Here is a 22669-nt window from a genome sequence, read left to right as displayed (position 1 = left end):
GTCATGAGGTAATTTTCAGGAGGGCTTGTGGCAAAAGTTTTTACACAAGAAGAGCGGGAAAAAATTAAAGGGCAGGTTGTTGAACTCGTACGCCAGAGTGGGCGCGAGACGTTAAGACAACTGGAAACTAAAACTGGGGCAACAAAATATCTGATGAACGTTCTGGCCAGAGAGCTGGTTGCCAGTGGCGATGTATACAACTCTGGTTACGGGTTATTCCCGTCTGAACAGGCGCGTAAGGACTGGCAAAATGCCCGTAAAAAGCTCTCAAGGGCAAAGCTGAAGAAACCATCTGCGGTTGATCCGGACCTTATCTGGTCATTACCTGATGGAGAAATACGTCGTTACGACAGGCGTCATAATATGATTTGTACTGAGTGTCGTAAAAGCGAAGTTATGCAGCGCATATTGTCGTTTTATCAGGGAGATGTTCGGTATTTATTGAAGTGACGAGATTAAAGTGCATTAGTTCAGATGCAAATTGACATTTTGTGGCACAGGGTAGAGCTAGCGTGGTTGTCCGCTTTGTGCCAACAGCGGACATTATGGAAGGTCAGAGTTAAAGATTAAAATGGGATGCTGTGTGTTTTCTCCAGGTTTTGCTCTATACCTTTCGGGATACTCCACCGACAGAATACGAAAATCAACATTATCAACGGCTCGAAGTGTCTAGATTATCCATGGCAATTCATGGGAAATCCCATCCAACGGCTTATGCTTCATGTTGCTTTTTGAGATCGCTTCTAGCATAGCTCCACTCAATAATGTTGTCGGGTCGTTGCTGATCGAAAAGGATACGGGATTCAATACCATTACCTAAAAAGCTGGTATTCCCATCTACGTAAGAAGCTATCCCTTGTGAACCAACACGAAGAATATTTTCTAATGGCTGCTTTGTTCTTGCTGCATCGCTAAGGAGATATAAACCCGGGTACGTTTTGTTAGCACGGTGAAAAAAAAGTTCATTGTCAAAACACATGACGATGATTATTTGTCCCGACATGAGATCGGAGAGCATTTCAGTTGGCAGATGCAAACTCATAAATGGTCGAGACAAAGGGTCAAAGAATGAATCATTTATATTCACAACAGGGCTTTTTATACCGAGACTATCCATCCATCCATTGAAGGCAACAAAGCCCATTTCAGAATCACGGTACATACCTAAGAACAAACATTCATCAATAGTATCAATTGCCCAATTTTTTCCTCCGCGAATAATCTCCCACATTTTAACTAAGCGGTGGGTATAAAATTCAGACGGATGATCTATCTCATTGATTTTAACTTTAGACTGATGAAAGTTGTCAAAGCCCTCGCCAGTATTAATCGCCTCCAGAACATTCATGCCACGAATGATTTGCCTTTTTATGCGATTAAATTGCTTAACATCATTGTCAGGCATATTGTTAATGAAGTTTTCTTCAAAGTGCGGACATTCTGAGATAACAGAAAATTCAGCAGCTTCATAAAGCTCATTATTCTTTTCACCTGTTTTAACTTCCACGAGCTGGAAGCCATCCAGTAGATTAAAGGTGACTAAATCTCCCACATGAACAAATGTGCTCATGTCAGAGACAATCGCTACGGAGTGTTTGTCCTGGTTGATAAGATCGGCTGCGACCATAGAATCAATTATGTTATCTTCTGATAGATTGTCATTGCTTGCATTAATAGGTAAACGCCGCAAACTAGAGTGTTCTTCATCAAGAATGCTCCAAATTATTGAGTCAATACAACGGCGAAGAATAAGAATTTCAAATTTTTTTAAACTTATTTCACCAATACACTTTTCTTTATTTTCTTTATCCTTGTTTCGATGGTGCTCTTTTTTTTCAGTTTCCAATCTTTTTATATCTCTCAGCCGAATAATAATCTCAAAAGATATGATTTTTTGTGAGTCTTTCCAATTTTTGAGACAGGTTTCATACTCTGCAAGAAAATCCTCATCATTGGAAGGTAGTTCTTGAATTGGATTCCCTCCCCTTATCATTTTGGCAAGTGCATGCATTAAAGATACATAATGAGGTGATAAAATTGTCCAAAACTTCCTAAACGGTTTGTACTTTTCAAGAAAAGTTGACTCATCAGTATAATTCATCATAACCAAACCTCATTCCTCTTATCTATTTTCCTCAAGGTATAAAATACCAGCCTTTTTTACATAATTATAGTTATAATATGAAGTCTCATTCAGATATCTTCATACTGTACGTAAGAAATATTTGAGCCTCTGATACCATAATCTTCTAAACTGCCTGATTTTTTCTCACCTCTATATAAAGCAACTATCCATCGAGCATTTTCTTGGATGCTTTTATTTATTTCAGTAAAGTATTCACCGTCAACTTCGGCGAGCGAGTGGCCTAAAACGATGACCTCGTCCACATTTTTAAGCGATGAGAAAAAAACGTTTTCTTCTTTAATTATGTCTTCGCTGGGCTTGAATGTATTACCGAAGTATTCGTTTATTCTGTCGTATGCCTCTGCTATTCTTGTATCTTGATCCGGTCCTATATATGGATTTAGTGACTTTTCCACCCTAAAACTATGACCAAGTATGAGATCGTCATCGTAACTACAATTGCCGTGAATATGTATGATTTGCTCGTCTGGAACGGCATAGATCTGCTGCAAGGTATTTGTATAATTAAATGAAAAATAGATGCTTTCTCTTGGTATGGGCGGGATGTATTGCTTAGGATTGTAAGCATCGGCTATGTTAATCCCTTTAACCCAATCAGCGAATTGCTCCTTCAAACGAGCTGACAGCATTTGTGTGATTTTATTTACTTCATATTGGTAATCGTGATGATAAGCATCGCTCCAATCATCGGTATTGTATGAAGCCAAAAATATCTCACTGTTTTGAAGGATAAGCTCATAATCAATTTCACCTAAAGCATTTTCTAACTCATTCCACTCGTCCCCTGCAGGAATGTATTCTTCTATCGCGTCATATAGATCTTGGTCATTTTTTTCTACATACGACTTAAAGTGCTTGTATCCTGTTGGTAAGCCATGACGCATGTCAAATCCATTTCCTATTATGTAAAGCCTCATTGTTTTTCCCTTAGTCGAATTGTATAAAAATACTAACATGGCCTGCTCCACGTTGACTACTATCCCCTCCTTTGAGTAATGCCTTCATCAGATGTAACAACATTTGCGAGCTTCCACAGTTCGCTCAAAGCGGACTAGAAGGTTAGCTTGCGTCGGACTTGGCGTATTTAAAGAAGTGCTGGTGGAGACTGGTTGTTGTGTTCCATTTCTACAGAACAAAATCACAGAAACTATACCCAATAGTTATATTGAATCAATGATGAGACAGCCTCATATTTATCAGGACTGGTGTACGTCCAATACAGGAGGTTGTCGTGCTGGTTCTCAAATGTGCGCTAGCTATTGCGGCTGTAATGGCAATTTATTGTCTTGCTGTTGTTCTTACGGATCGCCTTTCTGATTGATTTTATATTGGCGAGGTGACGTGAGTTAAGTAGAATTGCTGCGGGTGCTTGAGGCTATCTGCCTCAGGCATGAACACCAAAGGCAGATAGAGAAAAGCCCCAGTTAACATTACGCGTCCTGCAAGACGCTTAACATTAATCTGAGGCCAATTTCATGCTAGACACATGTAGGTTAGCCTCTTACGTGCCGAAAGGCAAGGAGAAGCAGGCTATGAAGCAGCAAAAGGCGATGTTAATCGCCCTGATCGTCATCTGTTTAACCGTCATAGTGACGGCACTGGTAACGAGGAAAGACCTCTGCGAGGTACGAATCCGAACCGGCCAGACGGAGGTCGCTGTCTTCACAGCTTACGAACCTGAGGAGTAAGAGACCAGGCGAGGGAGAAATCCCTCGCCACCTCTGATGTGTCAGGCATCCTCAATGCACCCGCACTTAACCCGCTTCGGCGGGTTTATTTTATCTGTAAATATTTTTATAAAAATAATGCCCACACACAGCATAAAACAAAAAATATCACAGATAAAAAAGGAGCGTAATGTGCAGATTTGTTGTTTTCCATATTTACTCACTTTAACATAATCAATATTGATATGGTTGTTGTTTTGGTGGTTTCAAACGAGATGTTATGGTGATCTGGTAAAATTGCATAACATTAAAATTTAATTTATCTAATCGCTTTTAATAATAAGCGTTGTGTTTATCCCAACAATCTGTTGTTTGACTTTTATTCCATTAATGTAGGGGCTTTACACTGGAACCAGTTTATTTATACTTTATACGCCAGCCTGAACAACTGGCACCTGCTGCACTGCGCCATCGAGAGATTGAGAAATGGCGCATATACAACTGGTCAAACAAACTTCTTCTGGTTTACTTCTCCCGGCGACGCCGGAGAGTTGCGATTTTCTGCATCAAATCAAAATAGGTGAGTGGATACACGCAGACTTTAAGCGTGTGCGTAACTACGCATTCCACAAGCGTTTTTTCAAACTCCTGCAACTGGGATTCGATTACTGGACTCCGGTCGGTGGGGCGATCACGCCTCGCGAACGAGAACTGCTGTCTGGTTTCGTTGATTACCTGTGCGAATCAGTTGGTCGGGAACACACGCCAGCCCTGAGTGATGCCGCAGAGCAATACCTTAACACCGTTGCGACTCGTAGAACCCGGGATACGGCGTTGCTAAAGTCGTTTGAGGCTTTCCGCGAGTGGGTAACCATTCAGGCCGGATTTTACACCGAGCATATTTATCCGGACGGTAGCCGTGGGCGTCGGGCAAAATCCATCGCTTTTGCGAATATGGACGAAGTCGAGTTTCAGCAGGTTTATAAATCTGTACTGAATGTGCTGTGGAACTGGATTCTGTTCCGTAAATTCTCCTCTCAGGAGGAAGTTGAAAATGTGGCCGCACAACTACTGGAGTTTGCGTAATGGTGAATTTACGTAAAGCGGCTAAAGGCCAGATGTGCCAGATCAGAATCCCTGGCTACTGCAATCACAATCCCGAAACCTCTGTGCTGGCGCATTACAGGCTGGCGGGGACGTGCGGAACAGCGACAAAACCACACGATATGCAGGCGGCGATAGCCTGTAGCTCATGCCACGATCTAATCGACGGGCGGGTAAAAACCAGCGATTACACCAAAGAAGAATTGCGCCTGATGCATGCTGAAGGGGTTTTTCGCACACAAGAAATCTGGAGAAAGAAAGGTCATTTATGATTTACCCAACGAATACAGGAAAAAGCGGAGAACACCTTCGCCTCACCACGCTGGAAAGTGTCTGGATTCAGGGAAAACTACGTATGTGGGGGCGCTGGTCGTATATTGGCGGTGGCAGGTCAGGGAATATGTTCAATCAGTTGTTGGCATCCAAAAAACTGACGAAAACAGCCATTAATGAAGCCCTGCGCAGAATGAAAAAAGCGGGAATAGAGAAAGCTGAGCTGGAAGCGTTTTTGCGAGAGATGATCAACGGCAAGCAAAAGAGCTGGCTGGCGCATTGTACTGATGCAGAGGCGTTATGTATTGATCGAGTCATAAGTGAGGTGCTGGCAGAGCATCCAGGATTGATTTGCATTCTCCGGCAACGCTATGAAGGGCGGGGGATGACTAAGCGCAAAATGGCTGAATTGCTAAATGATGCACACCCAGAGTGGTGTTTTAGCACATGCGAAAAACGGATTGCTAATTGGTTAGCTGTTGCTGAGTATGCCCTATATATTCCCATGCGTGAATCATTTGCTGAGAAAATGGCTTGATTTCTTACGTATAAACTGCTTCAATTTTGCTATGCTTCGCAAAGCTGTATCGCGAGGCGGATTGCAGACATGGACATCGTAAAAAAACCGCTTAATGCGGTTTTTTTACGTCAGGAAAGCAGGGGAGAATGCTGCTAGTTGGGCAACTGGTCTTTCTGCTCCAAATTATAACAGAGACCAGTTATAGTTTCGGTGCTGTGTTTTTTTTACAATATTGTGATAACACATTGCTGGCGGGAGTTTTGATATTTCTTGGCAGGGGCTGATGATGCGTTATCCTGATGTCGTCAACTCATATAAAATGAGATGAGAGATCATTGCAGGGTGGTTTGTAATTCGCTGTTTAGCGGGACAATATGTTGTCTGATACAAGACACCCGACGCCTCAGATTACTATAATAAAGACGAAGCATCCTTTGTATTGACCAACCGCCTGTTTAGGCGGTTCTTTTTGGGCTGGTTTATTGTATGCCAAATGATTATTAAAAAGGTTGTGTTAATAACAAAATCCGAAATAATATGCCTGCATATTTTTATCTTGCTTATATTCTGCATATTGTGCATAGCAGGCTCATCCCTGCAATCAAAACTGTATGATGAGTATTTTTTGTTTTCCTTTTTTCCAGTCATCTGATGATGACCTGCTTCTTTTTAATCCGGATCGACATCAGTTTTTTAAGATAATTCCTGCGAGTTATATGCATAAATGCCACAAACTCCGCATTTTATGTGGTTGGGAGTTGCCGGGCGCGCAGTGAGTTTGCTAAGAAAACTCCTGCATGGTGAATCCCCCTGTGCGGTGGGGTGATACCATTAACCTTTTCTGTCGCCGACAGGTATCACGAACATTTTGTTCACCGGGAGGCACCCGGCACCATGCACTTCAATAGATTCTCTCCACATTATGGATATTCTTTCAGAATATCCCACGCAGACTTTGTGTAAATGTTAACAAATGTGCGTTTTATTTGATCTGATTCGCTGTTTGAGCGTCCAAAACAACGGTATATATAATCCTTTACTATATGACATATGTGAGGAAAAATGGGTTTTCGTAGCGCATCAATTCTTACGTTGATTATTAGTGGGATTATTATCGGGTGCACTGATGCTGTATCGACAAATTATCATGACCGTACATCATATTACTCCGATAAAGCAATAGAGACACAGTATGTGAGTTCATCTGAACGTACTTCTGATGTTAGTGAGGATATCCGTCTGTATGCCCATCAAATCAAGAGCGCCATCGAAAAACAGTTCGGGGATGCGAGTAAGTATTCAGGAAAAGAGTGTACACTGAGAATGCATATGGCCCCGAATGGCCTTCTACTGGAGGTTAAAAGAGAAAGTGGAGACCTCGATTTATGTCGTGAAGCGATGAATGCGATAAAGAATGCTGATATACCTGCCCCCCCTTCGCCGGAAGTATATAAAGTATTTCAAAATGGGGTGCTGGATTTTAAACCCTGATATTTATTGTTTTGTAATAAACGGTTTCGGCTTAGGTTTGTTCTAACACAGCTACGGCACTGAGCTAAATTTAGCGGATAGTCAGCTCTGAGCCAGTGGCGGACGTAACAACTACTATTGCTGAGATTTTAATGGATTGAGGAGCAAGAAGTGGGATTAAAGAAAATCGTTATGTTGACTTTTTGGGTCGGTTTTGTTGCGGGATGCACACCTTTACACCCTTCAGATTGCCACAAAACTACTGCTACAGGTAGTTGCAGTTCAGGACGCTGGGATGATCAGGATGAATGGGGGGCGCAAGCGCGGGGAATCAGAGCTGCAATTAATGCCAAACTTGATGAGCCGCATAACTGGAAAGGGAAAAAATGCAGGTTGCATATGGAATTCTCTCAGGATGGCACGGCGTTAAAAATATCTACCAGTAACGGTGATAAAGCCTATTGCGAAGCGATAAAGTCCGCAGCTCATAAAGCCAAATTTCCGGCCTTCAACAATCCGGAAGTCTACAGAGATTTTCAGAAATCTGGCTTTGACATGCGAGGTTAGCTCTTCAATTACTATATCTCATTCATAGCAAACTGACAGATTTGATGATGTTCTATATACGAAACCTGTGATGTCAAGTCTGAGCTAATACAAATAAACATAATATCAGAGAAATACATTTTATCAGCTCGCTACGGCGAGCTTTTTATATTGCATCGTCTCCAGCATATATATCAATTAAGGCTCTGATTGATGTGTCTGAAAGCCTACACATAATAACTATGCCATCCGTTCCGTGCGGAGGTGAGGCTATGAAATCCATGGACAAAATTTCAACAGGCATTGCCTACGGCACCTCCGCAGGCAGTGCTGGCTACTGGTTTTTACAGTTGCTCGATAGAGTAACTCCGTCACAGTGGGCTGCAATCGGTGTGCTGGGTAGTCTGGTATTTGGCCTGCTGACGTACCTGACAAACCTTTATTTCAAGATTAAAGAAGATAAGCGCAAGGCTGCGAGAGGTGAATAATGCCTCCATCATTACGAAAAGTCGTTGCTGCTGCTATTGGTGGCGGAGCAATTGCTATAGCATCAGTGTTAATCACTGGCCCAAGTGGTAACGATGGTCTGGAAGGTGTCAGCTACATACCATACAAAGATATTGTTGGTGTATGGACTGTATGTCACGGGCATACAGGAAAAGACATCATGCTCGGTAAAACGTATACCAAAGCAGAATGCAAAACACTCTTGAATAAAGACCTTGCCACTGTCGCCAGACAAATTAACCCGTACATCAAAGTCGATATACCGGAAACAACGCGCGGCGCTCTTTACTCATTCGTTTACAACGTGGGTGCTGGCAATTTCAGAACATCGACGCTTCTTCGCAAAATAAACCAGGGCGATATCAAAGGCGCATGTGATCAGCTACGTCGCTGGACATATGCTGGCGGTAAGCAATGGAAAGGTCTCATGACTCGTCGTGAGATTGAGCGTGAAATCTGTTTGTGGGGTCAGCAATGAACAGAGTAACCGCGATTATCTCCGCTCTGGTTATCTGCATCATCGTCTGCCTGTCATGGGCTGTTAATCATTACCGTGATAACGCCATTACCTACAAAGCCCAGCGCGACAAAAATGCCAGAGAACTGAAGCTGGCGAACGCGGCAATTACTGACATGCAGATGCGTCAGCGTGATATTGCTGCGCTCGATGCAAAATACACGAAGGAGTTAGCTGATGCGAAAGCTGAAAATGATGCTCTGCGTGATGATGTTGCCGCTGGTCGTCGTCGGTTGCACATCAAAGCAGTCTGTCAGTCAGTGCGTGAAGCCACCACCGCCTCCGGCGTGGATAATGCAGCCTCCCCCCGACTGGCAGACACCGCTGAACGGGATTATTTCACCCTCCGGGAACGACTGGTAATGATGCAGGCCCAACTTGAAGGTGCTCAGCAATACATAACCGAGCAGTGTTTAAAGTAAAATCTTAACTACAATATGATTCATTTTGATGATTGTTTCATAAGGAACAGTGAAGTAAGATCTAAGAGGAGTTAAATTTTATACAGTATAATCATAATATTGCAGCAAGGTGGTTATAATTGAAAGAATATTTAGATATGAATACATCTCATGTAAGAGTTGTTACTCATATGTGTGGGTTCCTGGTTTGGCTCTATAGTCTTTCAATGTTGCCACCAATGGTTGTAGCATTGTTTTATAAAGAAAAAAGCCTGTTCGTTTTCTTTATAACTTTCGTTATATTTTTTTGCATTGGTGGCGGAGCGTGGTATACAACTAAGAAATCTGGCATTCAATTACGTACCCGTGATGGGTTTATTATAATTGTAATGTTTTGGATTTTGTTTTCTGTTATTAGTGCATTCCCTTTATGGATTGACTCAGAACTTAATTTAACGTTCATTGATGCTCTGTTTGAAGGGGTTTCTGGAATAACAACAACAGGAGCAACTGTAATTGATGATGTTAGTTCATTACCTCGGGCATATTTGTACTATCGGTCACAGTTAAATTTTATAGGTGGTTTAGGAGTTATTGTTCTGGCGGTTGCTGTATTGCCATTATTGGGTATTGGTGGTGCAAAGCTTTATCAGTCAGAAATGCCGGGGCCATTTAAGGATGACAAACTCACTCCCCGCCTGGCCGATACGTCACGGACACTGTGGATAACTTATTCTTTATTAGGTATTGCTTGTATTGTCTGTTATAGACTTGCAGGAATGCCTTTGTTTGATGCTATTTGTCACGGGATTTCCACAGTTTCGCTTGGTGGTTTCTCAACTCATAGCGAGAGTATCGGATATTTTAATAACTATTTGGTTGAGCTGGTGGCTGGTTCTTTTTCCCTGCTATCGGCTTTCAACTTCACTCTTTGGTATATTGTTATTAGCAGGAAAACGATAAAACCTTTAATCAGAGATATTGAACTTCGTTTCTTTCTGTTAATAGCCTTAGGGGTGATCATTGTTACCTCTTTCCAGGTCTGGCATATAGGTATGTATGACTTGCATGGAAGTTTTATTCATTCGTTTTTTCTTGCCAGCTCCATGCTCACTGATAATGGTTTAGCTACGCAGGATTATGCAAGTTGGCCCACGCATACGATAGTGTTTTTGCTGTTGTCAAGTTTCTTTGGGGGATGTATAGGTTCAACTTGTGGTGGAATTAAGTCACTTCGATTTCTTATACTTTTCAAACAAAGCAAACACGAGATAAATCAGCTTTCTCATCCCAGAGCGTTGTTGAGTGTAAATGTAGGAGGGAAGATAGTTACAGATCGTGTAATGAGGTCTGTATGGAGTTTCTTTTTTCTTTATACTCTCTTCACGGTGTTTTTTATACTGGTGTTAAATGGTATGGGATATGATTTTCTTACATCATTTGCAACAGTGGCTGCATGTATTAATAATATGGGATTAGGTTTTGGGGCTACTGCATCGTCATTCGGAGTGCTTAATGACATTGCAAAATGTTTAATGTGCATAGCTATGATTCTTGGTCGCCTTGAAATTTATCCTGTTATTATATTGTTTTCAGGTTTTTTTTGGCGCTCCTAATATATGGCTGATTTATAATTGTGAGTTTAATATTATGTTGACTCACTCATTGATCCAATACCTAACTTTACCAGCAACACCTCCGTCCCCAGTAGCACTGGCTGCTGGGGTGCGTTTTATTCATAAAGCAAGGCTGTATGAGCGAGAAATTAAAGATAGTCTATCGCCCATTACAAGAATTGTCACCGTATGCGCACAACGCCAGGACGCACAGTACTGAGCAGGTGGCACAACTGGTAGAAAGTATTAAGCAATTCGGCTGGACTAATCCGGTGCTGATTGACGAAAAGGGCGAAATTATTGCGGGTCACGGTCGTGTTATGGCGGCTGAAATGCTCAAAATGGATTCTGTTCCGGTCATTGTTCTGTCTGGCCTGACGGATGAGCAGAAAAAGGCGTACCGCCTGGCAGATAATCGCCTGCCGATGAATGCTGGCTGGGATGAAGATCTGTTGCGGATGGAGCTGTCGGACCTAATCAATGCTGATTTTGATGTCTCCCTGACAGGCTTCATCCCGACAGAAATTGATGAACTGTTGACGGATGTTTTGCCCGGTACAGGAAATGAGGAGGAGCCGTATACGACGAAAATTGATACGCCTGTTTATGAGCCGTCGGGCGGTAAACCGGATATCAGTGAACTGTACGACGATACGAAAACGCAGGAGCTGATCAGCCGGATACGTTCGGCTTCCCTTGAGCCTGATATTGAGAAATTCCTCCTGTGTGCGGCAGAACGTCACACGGTGTTTAATTTCAGCAGAATTGCGGACTATTACGCTCACGCCCCCGCTGAAATTCAGTGTTTTTTCGAGGAGTCGGCGCTGGTGATCATTGATTATCAGCAGGCTATTGAAAATGGATTTGTCCGGATGACGCAGCGCATGGTGGAGATCATGCATGGTGGTGAGGAGGAGGAATATGCGTGATGATTTTTGCGCCTTTATTCTGACTCACGGGCGACCGGACAAAGTTCTGACTTACCGAACGTTGCGTCGTGCTGGCTATACCGGGAAAATTTTTATCGTTGTTGATGATGAAGATAAGACACGGCATCAGTACATGGCTGAATTTGGTGAACAGGTGCTGGTGTTTTCCAAAACCGATATCGCCAGTCGTTTTGACGAAGCCGATAATTTCTGTGACCGCCGCTCAATTTTTTACGCCCGTAATGCCTGTTTCGACCTGGCAAAACTGGTCGGGTGTAAATACTTCATTCAGCTCGATGATGATTATCACGAGTTCCAGTTTCGGGTGGATCGCAACTATGACCAGGCCTATTTTCCGATAAGGAAACTGGATGCGATCCTTTCTGAAATGCTGGCGTACTACGAATCAATACCTGCTCTTTCCATCGCTATGTCGCAGGGCGGGGATTTTCTTGGTGACAATGGCGGCCATGCTTCGTGGGTGAAACGCAAGGCAATGAACAGCTTTATCTGTTCGGTTGATCGACCGTTCTCATTCATGGGGCGCATTAACGAGGATGTGAATACGTACACGAATCTCGGTCGCTGTGGTGAATTGTTTATGACGATCGGTGCTGTCCAGTTAGGGCAGAAACAGACGCAGAAAAACAGCGGCGGAATGACCGAGCTGTATCTGGATTCCGGAACCTACGTTAAAAGTTTTTACTCCGTCATGTATGCGCCGTCGTGCGTAAAAATTTCACTGATGGGTGCCAGCCATAAACGCATTCACCATCAGGTCACCTGGAACAACGCTGCAGTAAAAATCCTTCACGAAAAATACAGGAAGAAGACACCCTGCATATCAATGGGGGTGACAAATGATTCCGTATTCGAAAGTCGAGTCTCTGGCAGCGTGCCGGATGACTGCACAACAAATCGCTGACGTTCTGGATGTTGATCTGAACCGACTGAAAGAAAATCGGGAAGCAATGACAGATTTTTATGCGGCCATCCGTAAGGGCAGAGCGAAAGGTGAAGCCGAGTTACGAGCGGCATTGTTTAAGCTTGCCAGAAAAGGGGATGCCTTTGCTCTGCGCGAACTACTCAGGGTGGATAAAAATCAGGACTAACTGATGAGCAGACCGGACTGGGGGGCGTTGCAGCAGGAGTATATTGCTGAATACACCCGCTCCGGTATATCTCCGGTGGCATGGTGTGAAGCAAGGGGACTGAATTACGCAACAGCCCGTCGTTACATCAAAAAACCTCCGAAAAATGCGCAGACAGAAATGCGCAAAACTGCGCAAAAAAGTGCGCAGAAAAAATCTGCGCAGACTGCACAAAAGCGGAACGAAAAATCTCAGGAAAAAAAGCCAGTATTCGATGCGGGCCTGAATGAGGGCGACGCGGAGGAATTTTCGTTCTGTCCCGATGAATTCGGCATTTCTGACCAGCAGGCTAAGTTTGCGATGCTTGTTGCTCAGGGGAAAAAGCCGACAGAGGCGTACCGACTAGCCGGTTATGAGGGGCAAGGTGCGACAGCTAACAGCAACGCCAGTCGTATGCTTAGAAATGCCAGGGTTTTTCGCGCTATCAGCTACTTCCGCAATCAGTACCAGAAACGCTATACCGCAGACCTGGATTTACTGGTGAGTCAGTTGATGGCCATTGTCCTGGCCGACCCCAATCAGCTTGCACAATTTCGCCGTGTTAACTGCCGTTATTGCTGGGGCGAGAATCATCTCTACCAGTGGCGCGATATAGCAGAATTCGACAAGGCAGCGGCGCAGGCTTCCAGAGATGGCAAACCCGAACCGGAATATGGAGGCCTCGGCTTTGTTGATAACGCCATACCCAATCCGGACTGCCCGAAGTGCTGCGGTGAGGGAACGGGACAGCTTTATATGGCTGATACCACTCTGCTTGATGGGGATGCGCGGCAATTATATGCAGGGGCAAAACTCGGAAAATTCGGCGTTGAGATCCTGCTGGAGGATAAGGCTGCCGCCCGGCGTGAATTGTTGCGTTTGCTTTCTGCTGGCGGGGCTTTATGTGCAGATAAGCGGCTACAGGAACTGGAAATTGAACGACGCAGAATGGAAAACCAGAAGCTGCGCAAAGAGATCGAAACGGTGGAAGATAATGAACATCCCCAGCCTGTGGCGATCAATATTAATGTGGTTGATGCCAGAGTAAGGAGTGATGAAGATGATCTCTCCGACGCTTAATGTGCCTCAGGCGCGATTTCTTTCAATGCCCCATAAATTTAAAGCCTATATTGCTGGTTTTGGCTCGGGCAAAACATGGGTTGGGTGTGGCGGCATATGCAAGGGGATTTGGGAGCATCCAGGTATAAATCAGGGATATTTTGCGCCAACGTATCCCCAAATTCGCGATATTTTTTACCCTACAGTGGAAGAAGTTGCTGCTGACTGGGGATTGAACGTAAAAATTAATGAGGGAAATAAAGAGGTTCACTTTTATTACGGACGCCAGTATCGGGGAACCACTATCTGCAGATCGATGGAGAAGCCACAAACGATCGTCGGTTTCAAAATTGGTAATGCGCTGGTGGATGAACTGGACATTTTGCCGAAGGAAAAAGCCAGAACGGCGTGGCGCAAGATAATTGCGCGTATGCGTTATAAGATTGATGGACTTCGCAACGGTATTGACGTTACAACCACGCCGGAAGGATTCAAATTTGTCTACGAGCAGTTTGTTAAAGCCGTGCGTGAAAAAACAGAGCTGGCCTCACTGTATGGTCTGGTGCAGGCATCTACTTTCGATAATGAAAAGAACCTGCCAGCAGATTACATTCCTTCGCTTCTTGAATCATACCCTCCAGAGCTGATTAAAGCCTATCTTCGAGGACAGTTTACTAACCTGACAAGTGGTACTGTTTACCATCAGTTTGACCGGAAACTGAATAATTGCGAAGAAGTGGAGCAGCCAGGGGAGCCGATTTATATTGGGATGGATTTTAACGTTGGAAAGATGGCGGGGATCGTCCATGTGCTGCGTTTGGGGCTTCCATGTGCGGTAACTGAAATCATCAATGCCTACGATACGCCGGATATGATCCGCATCATTAAAGAACGCTTCTGGCTGTATGACGGGAATGATTACCGGAAAGTGAGGGAGATTTATATTTATCCAGATGCTTCCGGAGATTCCAGAAAATCAAGTAACGCAAGTACGACGGATATAGCCCAGCTTAAGCAGGCTGGTTTTAACGTTGTGGTGAACAGCTCGAACCCGCCAGTAAAAGATCGCGTTAACTCAATGAATGCAATGTTCTGCAATGCCAATGGTGAGCGTCGCTATAAAGTTAATGTGAAGCGTTGTCCGGTATATGCCGAATCTCTGGAGCAACAGGTCTGGGATGATAAGGGGGAGCCTGATAAAAAATCTGGCAATGATCACCCGAATGATGCCGGAGGTTATTTCATCGTTAAGCAATTCCCTATTGTCAAACCGACCGGAAGAGTCACATCACTTCGGATTTAATTATGGCTGATATATCAACACCCAACCTCGACTATAACGATATGCTGGAGGCGTGGGATATTAACGACGCATTGATGGGCGGTACGCTTGAAATGCGCAGGCAGGGGGAAAATTATCTCCCCAAATGGCCTAATGAAGATGAAGACGCTTATAAAAAACGCCTGTCTGTGGCTACGCTACTTCCTGTGTATGAAGAAAGCATCAAACAAAATATTGGGCGCATATTTGCAGAGCCGACAGTATTGAGTGAGGAAACGCCGGAAAAAATCAGGGAATATGCAGAAAATATCGACATGGAGGGGAGCCGACTGGATGTGTGGGCGCAGCAATTTTTCAGTCTCGCATTTCAGTATGGTGTGGCACATGCGCTGGTGGACTATCCACGAACGGATATGAAAGAGATTCGGACAAAAGCCGATGAAAACGCGGCCGGTGGTCGCCCGTACGTTACGATGCTGAATCCACGCCAGGTTATTGGATGGAAATCGAAAGTTGAAAAAGGGAAAGTTGTTCTCACTGATTTGCGTATAAAAGAGGTCATCATTATTGATGGTGATGATTTCGGGCAGAAGAAGGTGGAGCAGATCCGCCATATTATGCCCCGTCGAGTTGAAATTTATCGACGCAGCGAAGGTACTAATGGCGAATCTGTCTGGACGCTTCATGAGTCATGGAATACCAGCCGTGATGATATTCCTCTGGTAACACTGTATACGAAGAAAACAGGGTTTATGCGTGGTACACCGCCATTGCTTAATCTTGGCTTGCTGAATATCAAGCACTGGCAAAGCCAGAGCGAGCAGGACAATATTCTTCATGTTGCCCGCGTTCCATTGCTGGTGGCCTACGGGCTGGACAGGAATGAAGAACTGACGGTTGGTGCATCCACCGCTACGATTTTTGAGGACAGAACAAAAAATGGCCTCGAATATGTTGAACATAGTGGCGCAGCGATAGAATCTGGCGAAACATCACTTGAGAAGCTGGAAAATCAGATGCGTCATGCCGGCGCTAAACTTCTGCGGGCTGAAAATACATCCACCAAATCTGTTGATCAGACTAATGAAGAGCGGATGCAGGAACACTCGCCGCTTTATACAATGGCGAACTCCCTCGAAGATGCCCTCGATAATATTCTCCAGATAATGGCGGAATGGAGCGGAGAGAGTTGCGGTGGCAATGTGGATGTGCGCACTGAACTGGATGTATCTGCCCAGGTGTTTGACTCATCCTCCGCGCTGGCTGTTCAGTCATTGCGTCAGGGCGGTGATATACGTCAGATTGATGCGGTTCGGGTGTTGCAGGCGTTGAAATTTATCGATCAGGATTCCCGTCCAGAGGAAGTGATCGATGAATTAAAAAATCAGAGTGTAATGCTGATGGAAATCAATGATGCAAACCGTGAATGAACGGCTGCGTGATGAATCAATTGCTCATGCAGTCTGGATATCCCGCTATAGCACTGGTGTGGCTGCCAGAATGGTGAAAATACTGAATGACAGCGATGCGGAGCTTACAGCTCGCCTGCTGGTAGCACTGGACAGCCTCGATCCTAGTAGTTTTACCGTTACGCGCCTGGAGTCACTTCTGGCGAGCGTCAGAGAGGTTAACCGCACTGCTATTAACAGCATGTTTACCAGTCTCTCCGGAGAGCTGAACGAGCTGGCAATTTATGAGGCTGGTTATCAGTTAAGTCTGTTTGATTCTATGCTACCTGATTTTGTTGCTGATGTTCACCCTCTGGTTGGTATCTCTCCTGATGCACTTTATGCCGCTGCAATGGCGCGACCATTCCAGGGACGACTGCTCAGTGAGTGGGCCTCAGATCTTGAGGCGGATCGGCTCAGACGCATAACAAATACAGTGCGTCAGGGTTTTTTGCTGGGGGATACCAATGAGCAGATCGCAAGAAAAATTCGGGGACATGTCAGTAAGGGATTTCAGGATGGTGCATTGCAGATGAGCCGGGCTAATGCGGCCAGCATTGCAAAAACAGCGGTTGGACATCTTGCTGCTACTGCCCGTGAGAGTTTTGCCAGCGCGAATAATGATTTGATTAAGGGTAAGCAATGGTTATCAACGCTTGATAATCGTACTACGCCACAATGTCGAATCAGGGATCGCCTCAAATATACGCTGAATAATAAACCTGTAGGTCACAGCGTGCCTTATTTGCAGGGGCCGGGAAAAATTCATTTCTGCTGCCGCTCAACGGAAACGTTCATTCTGAAATCAGCGAAGGAACTGGGTATTGATGTTCGCGATATTTCCCCGGCTGAGCGGGCCAGCATGGATGGCGTGGTGGCCGGAGATACAACCTACAGGGAATGGTTTTTGCGTCAGCCTTACACCAGACAAAAACAGATTGTGGGGGAAACCCGAGCAAAGCTGATTCGGGATGGTGGTATGTCGCCAGATGAATTTTACACCGATAAAGGCGAATGGCTGACGCTGAAGCAGCTCCGTGAGCGTGATGCACAGGTATTCAGAAAAGCAGGGATTTAAATAAATCATTTATTACAACAGGCTACCTTCGGGTGGCCTTTTTTATTGCTGCGATCCGGATGGTGAGCAGCGTAACTGTCGGAAGACTTAAACCAGGTACTAATATGAAACTGAAAACGGTCGAGATTAACGGAAAACAATACGCAGAAATTGATACTGCTGGCCTGCCAGTTTATGTGCACGACGATGGTAAAGAAATTGGCTTCGATGCACCGCTGGCGACAAAAAAAATTACAGAGCTTAATGGCGAGGCAAAAAATCATCGCCTGGCTAAAGAAGCTGCAGAGGAAAAACTGGCTAAGTTTGCCGCTATCGAAGACCCGAAGAAGGCGATCGAGGCACTGGAAATGCTGTCAAAAATCGACCAGAAAAAGCTGCTCGATGCGGGACAGGTTGACCAGGTTAAGGCAGAAATTACGAAAAATTTTCAGCAGCAATTAGATGAAGAAAAGCAACGCTCTCAGATGCTGGAGAAGCAGCTTTACGATTCTATGATTGGCGGTAGTTTTGCGGGTTCAAAATATATTGCCGATAAAATTGCGATCCCGGCAGATTTATTACAAGCCCGCTTCGGGCAGGCATTCAAAGTGGAAGAAGGGAGGATCGTTGCTTATGACGCTTCCGGCAACAAAATTTATTCCCGCGCGAAGCCTGGCGAACTGGCGCAGTTTGATGAGGCGCTGGAGTTCCTTGTCGAAAATTACCCTCAGAAAGACTACATCCTGAAAGCCAGTGGCAACAATGGCGGCGGCTCCCGTCCGACACAGCATGATATTGGTCAGAAAACGATGAAACGCTCTGCTTTTGATGCACTGGATGTTGCAGGTAAGCAAAACGCATTGAAAGACGGTATCACAATCGTTGATTAACACATTTGTCAGCTTCCGGATGGGAGCTGGTGTCAGGGCTGGATAGCTCATTACTCCATCTATTCACAATTACGCGAATTTTTAAGGAATATTTAATTATGGCTGGAAATACCCTGACCGGGTTGATCCCGACTATTTATACCGCCCTGGATGTTGTATCCCGTGAGCAGGTAGGTTTTATCCCTGCGGTAGCAAAAAACGCAAAAGCTGACGCCGCAGCAAAAGATCAGACGGTAACCGCGCCAGTTGCGCCTGAGGCGAAAACCGAAGATATCGTACCGGGGCCGTCAGCTCCGAATACCGGTGATCAAAATATTGGCACTGTTGATGTAAAAATTACTAAATCCAAAATGGCACCGGTTAAATGGAATGGTGAAGAACAACTGGCTCTTGGCCCTTCAGGGACTTACAACACCATTCTGGCTGATCAGTTCAAGCAGGCTTTTCGCGCCCTTGCAAACGAGGTTGAGGCTGATCTTGGTGCGTTGTATTTCGGTGCTTCCCGCGCCGTGGGAACCGCAGGGACAACGCCGTTTGGTGTTAAAGATGATCTTTCTGATGCTGCTCTGGCTCGTCAGGTTCTGGAGGATAACGGCGCACCGACAACCGATCTGCAGATGGTGCTTGGCTCCACTGCCATTGCTAATTTGCGCGGAAAACAGTCTGTATTGTTTAAAGTGAATGAATCCGGCACTGAACAGCTACTGCGTGAGGGCGTGTTGGGGCGTCTGGAGGGATTCAATATTCACAGTTCGGCAGGTGTGAAACGAGCGCCAAAGGTTGCTGCAACTGGTTATCTCGTGAATGGAGAGAAAAAAGAAGGCGATGTTCTTATTTCCATTGATACTGGTTCGGGGAGTATTTCTGCAGGTCAGATTGTTACGTTCGCTGGTGATCCGAATCAGTATGTTGTGGCAGCAGCGACCAGCAATCTGATTACTCTTGCAGCGCCCGGACTGCGTCAGGATCTGGCCGATGATACTGCCATCACAGTTGTTGGGGCCTTTACTGCAAATATGGCGTTTGATCGCAACGCGTTTCTGCTGGCATCCCGTACTCCGGCAATGCCGGAAGGTGGCGATAATGCTGATGATGTAATGAATGTTACGGACCCGATTTCAGGGATTACGTTCCAGATTGCACTGTATCGTCAGTATCGCCAGGTGCGCTATGAAGTTGGACTGGCATGGGGTGTTTCATCAGTGAAGCCGGCACATGGTTGTCTGATTCTTGGTTAAACATTCAAACGGGGCCTCGGCCCCATTTTTAATGGGGGGCATATGGCCGGATTAACTAAAGAGCAAAGAGCACAGCGTGAAGCCGCACAAAAAACGCAAATTGAGTTAGTGGTTATGGTGACCGATTATCAGATGTTTCCCGGCGCACCAACTATCGCTAATGTTCATCCTGATGAAGTTGACAACTGGAAGGCTATGGGCTGGAAAACTCAGGAGTAACACATGATCACTTACGTGACCTGTGATGACGTTGATAATGCGTTTGGGAACGCCTGGACGAGTGAGAACGCTAAAAATAAAGCTGTTTTAATGGCTAATGCCTGGCTTAATGGCTTCAACCTGAAAATTAACCCATCCCGTATTCCGGAAGAGGTAAAACTTGCGGGAGCATATGCAGCCAGAATTGCCTCATTCGGTAAGTTGTTTCAGCAGAAAAATGATTCTGGCGTTGTTATCAGTAAAGCCGTGTCGGCTGACGGGGTCAGTGTATCGAAATCATTTTCTGAGTTGCCAGCAAACAGCACTGCATTGCTTGAACCCGATTTACAGCTTGCGATAGCACTGCTGAAACCGTACGGACTTAGTCGCTCACAAGTCAGGGTTGTGAGGGGGGGATAATGGGGCTTCGTGAAGAGATTCAGTCAGAGGTTGCCGCTGCTTTTGATGAGGATTTAGCGGACGCCGTGAGTGATTTTTCTGGTTCTTACGTTACGCACCGGCACTGGGATCCTGTGACGGAAACTGGCGGCGAATCCACCGCAATCTATACCGGGCGAGGCGTGTTGACACGTTATAAGCTGGGCAGAATTGATGGGATTAATATTTTGCATGGTGACCTTAAATTAACCGCTCTGGTATGCGAGGTTACGGATAAACCAGCTGTCGACCATATTATTGAGATTTATGATCCTGTATCAAGGCAGTTACAACGATACGAGGTAATTACAGCAAGTGTAGATCCTTCCGCATCAGTTTACTCTATCCAGTTAAGGAGAGCGTAAATGGCAAAGGCATGGGATATAGAACCGTCAATATTTGCCGGGATGATTGAGGAAGATGTAGGGCTGAAGATTCGCTACATCGCTATGCAGATTCTTACTGCTATTGATATTGCTGCTCCGGTTGATACCGGACGTTTCAGAAATAACAACCTGGTGTCGTTACAGCATCCCGATTTTGGTATATCTGATAACGTGGATCCGAACGGTACGATTGCTGTTCAGCGTGGGATCGGGGTTATTTCGAAAGCTGCAAATTACGGGGTTATTTATATCCAGAATAACCTTCCTTATGCAGAGGCTCTTGAAAACGGTCATTCACAACAAGCGCCAACTGGCGTGTATGCCAACGCTTTTCATGGTGTTTTACAGGCTTACAAATGAAGTTTACTGAAATCAGAAATACGGTTATTTCCAGAATGACGGCACAGACGATTATTGATGGAAAAGACGTATTGTATCCGAACGGGCCAACGTTCGATCCTTCCGGTAAGTTAATCTGGGCGCGGTTAAGTAATATTCCCGGGCAGGCTGGAGTTAATGAAATTGGCGCGGGGCCGGTTGTTTATCGCACGGGGATAATCATTATTCAGTTATTTGTCCCCGCAGGTTCTGGTTCAAAACTCATTACTGAGACAGCCGATAAATTGCGGGAACTGTTTGAGTTTCAGGATGACGATCGTCTCAGTTACCAGGCTGTTTCCTCAATAGCCGTTGGCGAAAAGAATGGCTGGTTCCAGCTTAATCTTCAAATTCCATATCGCGCGCTCTAGCGCAATTAATGACATAGGAGGCTCCTGTGAGTTCAGGTGCAAAGGTTATCTCGGCATTTATCCGGGAGACGGTTGCAGGCACTACGCCAGCAAGTGGTGACTGGAGTTTATTAAAACGCACAAGCTGGGGAGTAAAACCCACCCAGAATAAAGGCGAAAATAATGAGATTGGTGGCTCCCGGATGGCTCAGGGGGCGACGCCTGGCACTGTGGATGTCGGCGGTGATGTTGGTACCAAATTTCGCTGGGGTCAACATGATGATTTTCTTGCATCCTGTTTCGGCGCGGAATGGTCAGGCGATTCTCTGACAATGGGGAATGAGCGAATAACATTTTCTCTGGCGACCTATGCGTCCGATGTCGGAATTGCCTCTGTCGTCAGAGGAGCGCAGGTTGGCTCATGGAAAATGCAGATCCCTAACGACGGCGATATTACAGCGACCGTAACCTTTGCCGGACTGGACTGGGAATCAAAGGCCGATGATACGAATTTTATCAAAGGCGAACCTGTGGATAGTGCAGGAAAGCTACGTTATTCGTTTAAGGAGGTTTCAGCAGTAAGCCTGAATGGTGTTGCCGGAGGTAACGGTTTTTGTATCGACAGTTTTGATATTCAGTTCGATAACAAACTCCAGACACAGCGTTGTATCGGGACTGGCTCGCCTTATGCAGGAGCAAATATTCCGACTACTTTTACACCGTCCGGTACGGTGACGCTTTCATGGTCTAAAGCCGCGTGGGAAATCTGGAGTAAAACACTGACTGGAGAAACAGTTCCGTTCAGCTTCACGCTTTCGAATGGAGAGGGGGCATACACTTTCAGTTTCCCGAAGGTTCAGGTGTCAGGTGAATGGCCTGATGGGGGTAATAGCGACATTATCCAGGTTCAATTGAGCATTACCGCAGCAGATGAAGCACCTACGATAACCAGAAAAAAAATTCCCCGGCTGCCGTGATCGCAAAAGCCAGTGCTGAGGCGATTAGTTGATTTTCCGTTATTCCTCCTGTGGTACTGCCCTACAGGGGGACGCATTGAATGAGGTTATGGATGTTTATTCTTAATCAGAAAATTATCATTGGTGGAGAACGCTGGTTTAC

General features: G+C 45.2%; 27 protein-coding genes and 1 pseudogene. 26 read left to right on the top strand and 2 right to left on the bottom strand.

Features of this window, described 5'->3' with window-relative positions:
* Positions 1-27: 27 nt before the first annotated feature.
* Positions 28-450, top strand: a complete 423-nt coding sequence (locus A1SC_RS16570) for a DUF977 family protein (protein WP_016247241.1) — start codon at positions 28-30, stop codon at positions 448-450.
* Positions 451-712: 262 nt separating this feature from the next.
* Here the strand turns inward: A1SC_RS16570 and A1SC_RS16575 are convergent, their stop codons facing one another.
* Together A1SC_RS16575 and A1SC_RS16580 are read right to left on the bottom strand one after the other, a co-directional pair.
* Positions 713-2104, bottom strand: coding sequence for a hypothetical protein (locus A1SC_RS16575; RefSeq protein WP_016262041.1), 1392 nt, complete (start codon positions 2102-2104; stop codon positions 713-715).
* An 89-nt stretch (positions 2105-2193) separates the two neighbouring features.
* Positions 2194-3102, bottom strand: a complete 909-nt coding sequence (locus A1SC_RS16580; protein ID WP_001297700.1) for a bacteriophage abortive infection AbiH family protein — start codon at positions 3100-3102, stop codon at positions 2194-2196.
* A gap of 576 nt (positions 3103-3678) precedes the next feature.
* On the opposite strand from A1SC_RS16580, the gene hokD reads away from it, so the two are divergent.
* The 25 genes and pseudogenes from hokD (at position 3679) to A1SC_RS16700 (ending at position 22559) form a co-directional block, all read left to right on the top strand.
* Positions 3679-3834, top strand: coding sequence for a type I toxin-antitoxin system toxin HokD (hokD, locus tag A1SC_RS16585; protein ID WP_000813254.1), 156 nt, complete (start codon positions 3679-3681; stop codon positions 3832-3834).
* Positions 3835-4299: 465 nt separating this feature from the next.
* Entirely contained in the window at positions 4300-4899 is a 600-nt protein-coding gene (locus tag A1SC_RS16590) for a DUF1367 family protein (protein ID WP_000940319.1), read from the top strand.
* A complete protein-coding gene (locus A1SC_RS16595; protein WP_000247763.1) occupies positions 4899-5189 on the top strand; it encodes a DUF1364 domain-containing protein in 291 nt (96 codons plus the stop codon). Before A1SC_RS16590 ends, A1SC_RS16595 begins: the two co-directional genes overlap by 1 nt.
* Positions 5186-5728 carry a DUF1133 family protein gene (locus A1SC_RS16600; protein ID WP_000640161.1) on the top strand — a complete coding sequence of 181 codons (543 nt, stop codon included), beginning with the start codon at positions 5186-5188 and terminating at the stop codon, positions 5726-5728. Before A1SC_RS16595 ends, A1SC_RS16600 begins: the two co-directional genes overlap by 4 nt.
* A gap of 1044 nt (positions 5729-6772) precedes the next feature.
* Positions 6773-7201: a cell envelope integrity protein TolA gene (gene tolA, locus A1SC_RS26185; protein ID WP_000506936.1), complete on the top strand. Its 429-nt coding sequence runs from the start codon at positions 6773-6775 to the stop codon at positions 7199-7201.
* Between the two features lie 171 nt (positions 7202-7372).
* Positions 7373-7747, top strand: a complete 375-nt coding sequence (locus A1SC_RS16610; RefSeq protein WP_001348108.1) for a cell envelope integrity TolA C-terminal domain-containing protein — start codon at positions 7373-7375, stop codon at positions 7745-7747.
* Positions 7748-7998: 251 nt separating this feature from the next.
* Positions 7999-8214: a phage lysis protein EssD gene (gene essD / locus A1SC_RS16615; protein ID WP_000839565.1), complete on the top strand. Its 216-nt coding sequence runs from the start codon at positions 7999-8001 to the stop codon at positions 8212-8214.
* Positions 8214-8711: a lysozyme RrrD gene (gene rrrD, locus A1SC_RS16620; RefSeq protein ID WP_001135310.1), complete on the top strand. Its 498-nt coding sequence runs from the start codon at positions 8214-8216 to the stop codon at positions 8709-8711. Before essD ends, rrrD begins: the two co-directional genes overlap by 1 nt.
* On the top strand, positions 8708-9172 hold the full coding sequence (locus A1SC_RS26180) for a lysis protein (protein ID WP_016232660.1): 465 nt from the start codon (positions 8708-8710) through the stop codon (positions 9170-9172). The genes rrrD and A1SC_RS26180 overlap by 4 nt, the downstream gene beginning before the upstream one ends.
* Before the next feature lie 137 nt (positions 9173-9309).
* The gene (trkG, locus tag A1SC_RS16630) at positions 9310-10767 is read left to right on the top strand and encodes a Trk system potassium transporter TrkG (RefSeq protein WP_001097895.1); all 1458 of its coding nucleotides are present in this window, start codon (positions 9310-9312) and stop codon (positions 10765-10767) included.
* A 137-nt stretch (positions 10768-10904) separates the two neighbouring features.
* Positions 10905-11696 (top strand): ParB/Srx family N-terminal domain-containing protein, encoded by a 792-nt coding sequence (locus tag A1SC_RS16635; RefSeq protein WP_016232661.1) that lies wholly within the window; start codon positions 10905-10907, stop codon positions 11694-11696.
* A complete protein-coding gene (locus A1SC_RS16640) occupies positions 11689-12621 on the top strand; it encodes a GREB1-related protein (protein WP_001204035.1) in 933 nt (310 codons plus the stop codon). The genes A1SC_RS16635 and A1SC_RS16640 overlap by 8 nt, the downstream gene beginning before the upstream one ends.
* Entirely contained in the window at positions 12599-12808 is a 210-nt protein-coding gene (locus A1SC_RS16645; RefSeq protein ID WP_000126788.1) for a hypothetical protein, read from the top strand. The genes A1SC_RS16640 and A1SC_RS16645 overlap by 23 nt, the downstream gene beginning before the upstream one ends.
* Positions 12809-12811: 3 nt before the next feature.
* Positions 12812-13906, top strand: coding sequence for a terminase small subunit (locus tag A1SC_RS16650; protein WP_000089437.1), 1095 nt, complete (start codon positions 12812-12814; stop codon positions 13904-13906).
* Positions 13887-15188, top strand: coding sequence for a terminase large subunit domain-containing protein (locus A1SC_RS16655; protein WP_000625349.1), 1302 nt, complete (start codon positions 13887-13889; stop codon positions 15186-15188). Before A1SC_RS16650 ends, A1SC_RS16655 begins: the two co-directional genes overlap by 20 nt.
* 2 nt (positions 15189-15190) lie before the next feature.
* The gene (locus A1SC_RS16660; RefSeq protein WP_000763705.1) at positions 15191-16597 is read left to right on the top strand and encodes a DUF4055 domain-containing protein; all 1407 of its coding nucleotides are present in this window, start codon (positions 15191-15193) and stop codon (positions 16595-16597) included.
* On the top strand, positions 16581-17693 hold the full coding sequence (locus tag A1SC_RS16665; protein WP_024214574.1) for a phage minor head protein: 1113 nt from the start codon (positions 16581-16583) through the stop codon (positions 17691-17693). The genes A1SC_RS16660 and A1SC_RS16665 overlap by 17 nt, the downstream gene beginning before the upstream one ends.
* 104 nt (positions 17694-17797) lie before the next feature.
* Positions 17798-18562, top strand: coding sequence for a DUF6651 domain-containing protein (locus tag A1SC_RS16670; RefSeq protein WP_000770042.1), 765 nt, complete (start codon positions 17798-17800; stop codon positions 18560-18562).
* 98 nt (positions 18563-18660) lie between these two features.
* Entirely contained in the window at positions 18661-19800 is a 1140-nt protein-coding gene (locus tag A1SC_RS16675; protein ID WP_000918487.1) for a major capsid protein, read from the top strand.
* A gap of 42 nt (positions 19801-19842) precedes the next feature.
* Positions 19843-20019 carry a hypothetical protein gene (locus A1SC_RS25410; protein ID WP_000908084.1) on the top strand — a complete coding sequence of 59 codons (177 nt, stop codon included), beginning with the start codon at positions 19843-19845 and terminating at the stop codon, positions 20017-20019.
* A 3-nt stretch (positions 20020-20022) separates the two neighbouring features.
* Positions 20023-20418, top strand: a complete 396-nt coding sequence (locus A1SC_RS16680; protein WP_000634214.1) for a hypothetical protein — start codon at positions 20023-20025, stop codon at positions 20416-20418.
* Positions 20418-20801 carry a hypothetical protein gene (locus tag A1SC_RS16685; RefSeq protein ID WP_000524260.1) on the top strand — a complete coding sequence of 128 codons (384 nt, stop codon included), beginning with the start codon at positions 20418-20420 and terminating at the stop codon, positions 20799-20801. Before A1SC_RS16680 ends, A1SC_RS16685 begins: the two co-directional genes overlap by 1 nt.
* Entirely contained in the window at positions 20802-21182 is a 381-nt protein-coding gene (locus A1SC_RS16690) for a hypothetical protein (protein ID WP_001029819.1), read from the top strand.
* Positions 21179-21571: a phage tail terminator-like protein gene (locus A1SC_RS16695; RefSeq protein WP_000673077.1), complete on the top strand. Its 393-nt coding sequence runs from the start codon at positions 21179-21181 to the stop codon at positions 21569-21571. Before A1SC_RS16690 ends, A1SC_RS16695 begins: the two co-directional genes overlap by 4 nt.
* 26 nt (positions 21572-21597) lie before the next feature.
* Positions 21598-22559: pseudogene (locus A1SC_RS16700) on the top strand (phage tail tube protein).
* Positions 22560-22669 lie beyond the last annotated feature (110 nt).

The organism is Escherichia sp. KTE52, from assembly GCF_000408325.1.
GTDB lineage: Bacteria > Pseudomonadota > Gammaproteobacteria > Enterobacterales > Enterobacteriaceae > Escherichia > Escherichia marmotae.
The sequence above is the reverse complement of the archived record's forward strand: the minus strand, read 5'-3'. Positions and strand labels throughout refer to the sequence as shown.

Excerpts from the sequence above, each read along its gene's own strand:
- A1SC_RS16575 (WP_016262041.1), bottom strand. The coding sequence starts at position 2,104 with ATGATGAATTATACTGATGAGTCAACTTTTCTTGAAAAGTACAAACCG.
- A1SC_RS16580 (WP_001297700.1), bottom strand. The coding sequence starts at position 3,102 with ATGTTAGTATTTTTATACAATTCGACTAAGGGAAAAACAATGAGGCTT.
- hokD (WP_000813254.1), top strand. The coding sequence starts at position 3,679 with ATGAAGCAGCAAAAGGCGATGTTAATCGCCCTGATCGTCATCTGTTTA.
- A1SC_RS16590 (WP_000940319.1), top strand. The coding sequence starts at position 4,300 with ATGGCGCATATACAACTGGTCAAACAAACTTCTTCTGGTTTACTTCTC.
- A1SC_RS16595 (WP_000247763.1), top strand. The coding sequence starts at position 4,899 with ATGGTGAATTTACGTAAAGCGGCTAAAGGCCAGATGTGCCAGATCAGA.
- A1SC_RS16600 (WP_000640161.1), top strand. The coding sequence starts at position 5,186 with ATGATTTACCCAACGAATACAGGAAAAAGCGGAGAACACCTTCGCCTC.
- tolA (WP_000506936.1), top strand. The coding sequence starts at position 6,773 with ATGGGTTTTCGTAGCGCATCAATTCTTACGTTGATTATTAGTGGGATT.
- A1SC_RS16610 (WP_001348108.1), top strand. The coding sequence starts at position 7,373 with ATGTTGACTTTTTGGGTCGGTTTTGTTGCGGGATGCACACCTTTACAC.
- essD (WP_000839565.1), top strand. The coding sequence starts at position 7,999 with ATGAAATCCATGGACAAAATTTCAACAGGCATTGCCTACGGCACCTCC.
- rrrD (WP_001135310.1), top strand. The coding sequence starts at position 8,214 with ATGCCTCCATCATTACGAAAAGTCGTTGCTGCTGCTATTGGTGGCGGA.
- A1SC_RS26180 (WP_016232660.1), top strand. The coding sequence starts at position 8,708 with ATGAACAGAGTAACCGCGATTATCTCCGCTCTGGTTATCTGCATCATC.
- trkG (WP_001097895.1), top strand. The coding sequence starts at position 9,310 with ATGAATACATCTCATGTAAGAGTTGTTACTCATATGTGTGGGTTCCTG.
- A1SC_RS16635 (WP_016232661.1), top strand. The coding sequence starts at position 10,905 with ATGAGCGAGAAATTAAAGATAGTCTATCGCCCATTACAAGAATTGTCA.
- A1SC_RS16640 (WP_001204035.1), top strand. The coding sequence starts at position 11,689 with ATGCGTGATGATTTTTGCGCCTTTATTCTGACTCACGGGCGACCGGAC.
- A1SC_RS16645 (WP_000126788.1), top strand. The coding sequence starts at position 12,599 with ATGACTGCACAACAAATCGCTGACGTTCTGGATGTTGATCTGAACCGA.
- A1SC_RS16650 (WP_000089437.1), top strand. The coding sequence starts at position 12,812 with ATGAGCAGACCGGACTGGGGGGCGTTGCAGCAGGAGTATATTGCTGAA.
- A1SC_RS16655 (WP_000625349.1), top strand. The coding sequence starts at position 13,887 with ATGATCTCTCCGACGCTTAATGTGCCTCAGGCGCGATTTCTTTCAATG.
- A1SC_RS16660 (WP_000763705.1), top strand. The coding sequence starts at position 15,191 with ATGGCTGATATATCAACACCCAACCTCGACTATAACGATATGCTGGAG.
- A1SC_RS16665 (WP_024214574.1), top strand. The coding sequence starts at position 16,581 with ATGCAAACCGTGAATGAACGGCTGCGTGATGAATCAATTGCTCATGCA.
- A1SC_RS16670 (WP_000770042.1), top strand. The coding sequence starts at position 17,798 with ATGAAACTGAAAACGGTCGAGATTAACGGAAAACAATACGCAGAAATT.
- A1SC_RS16675 (WP_000918487.1), top strand. The coding sequence starts at position 18,661 with ATGGCTGGAAATACCCTGACCGGGTTGATCCCGACTATTTATACCGCC.
- A1SC_RS25410 (WP_000908084.1), top strand. The coding sequence starts at position 19,843 with ATGGCCGGATTAACTAAAGAGCAAAGAGCACAGCGTGAAGCCGCACAA.
- A1SC_RS16680 (WP_000634214.1), top strand. The coding sequence starts at position 20,023 with ATGATCACTTACGTGACCTGTGATGACGTTGATAATGCGTTTGGGAAC.
- A1SC_RS16685 (WP_000524260.1), top strand. The coding sequence starts at position 20,418 with ATGGGGCTTCGTGAAGAGATTCAGTCAGAGGTTGCCGCTGCTTTTGAT.
- A1SC_RS16690 (WP_001029819.1), top strand. The coding sequence starts at position 20,802 with ATGGCAAAGGCATGGGATATAGAACCGTCAATATTTGCCGGGATGATT.
- A1SC_RS16695 (WP_000673077.1), top strand. The coding sequence starts at position 21,179 with ATGAAGTTTACTGAAATCAGAAATACGGTTATTTCCAGAATGACGGCA.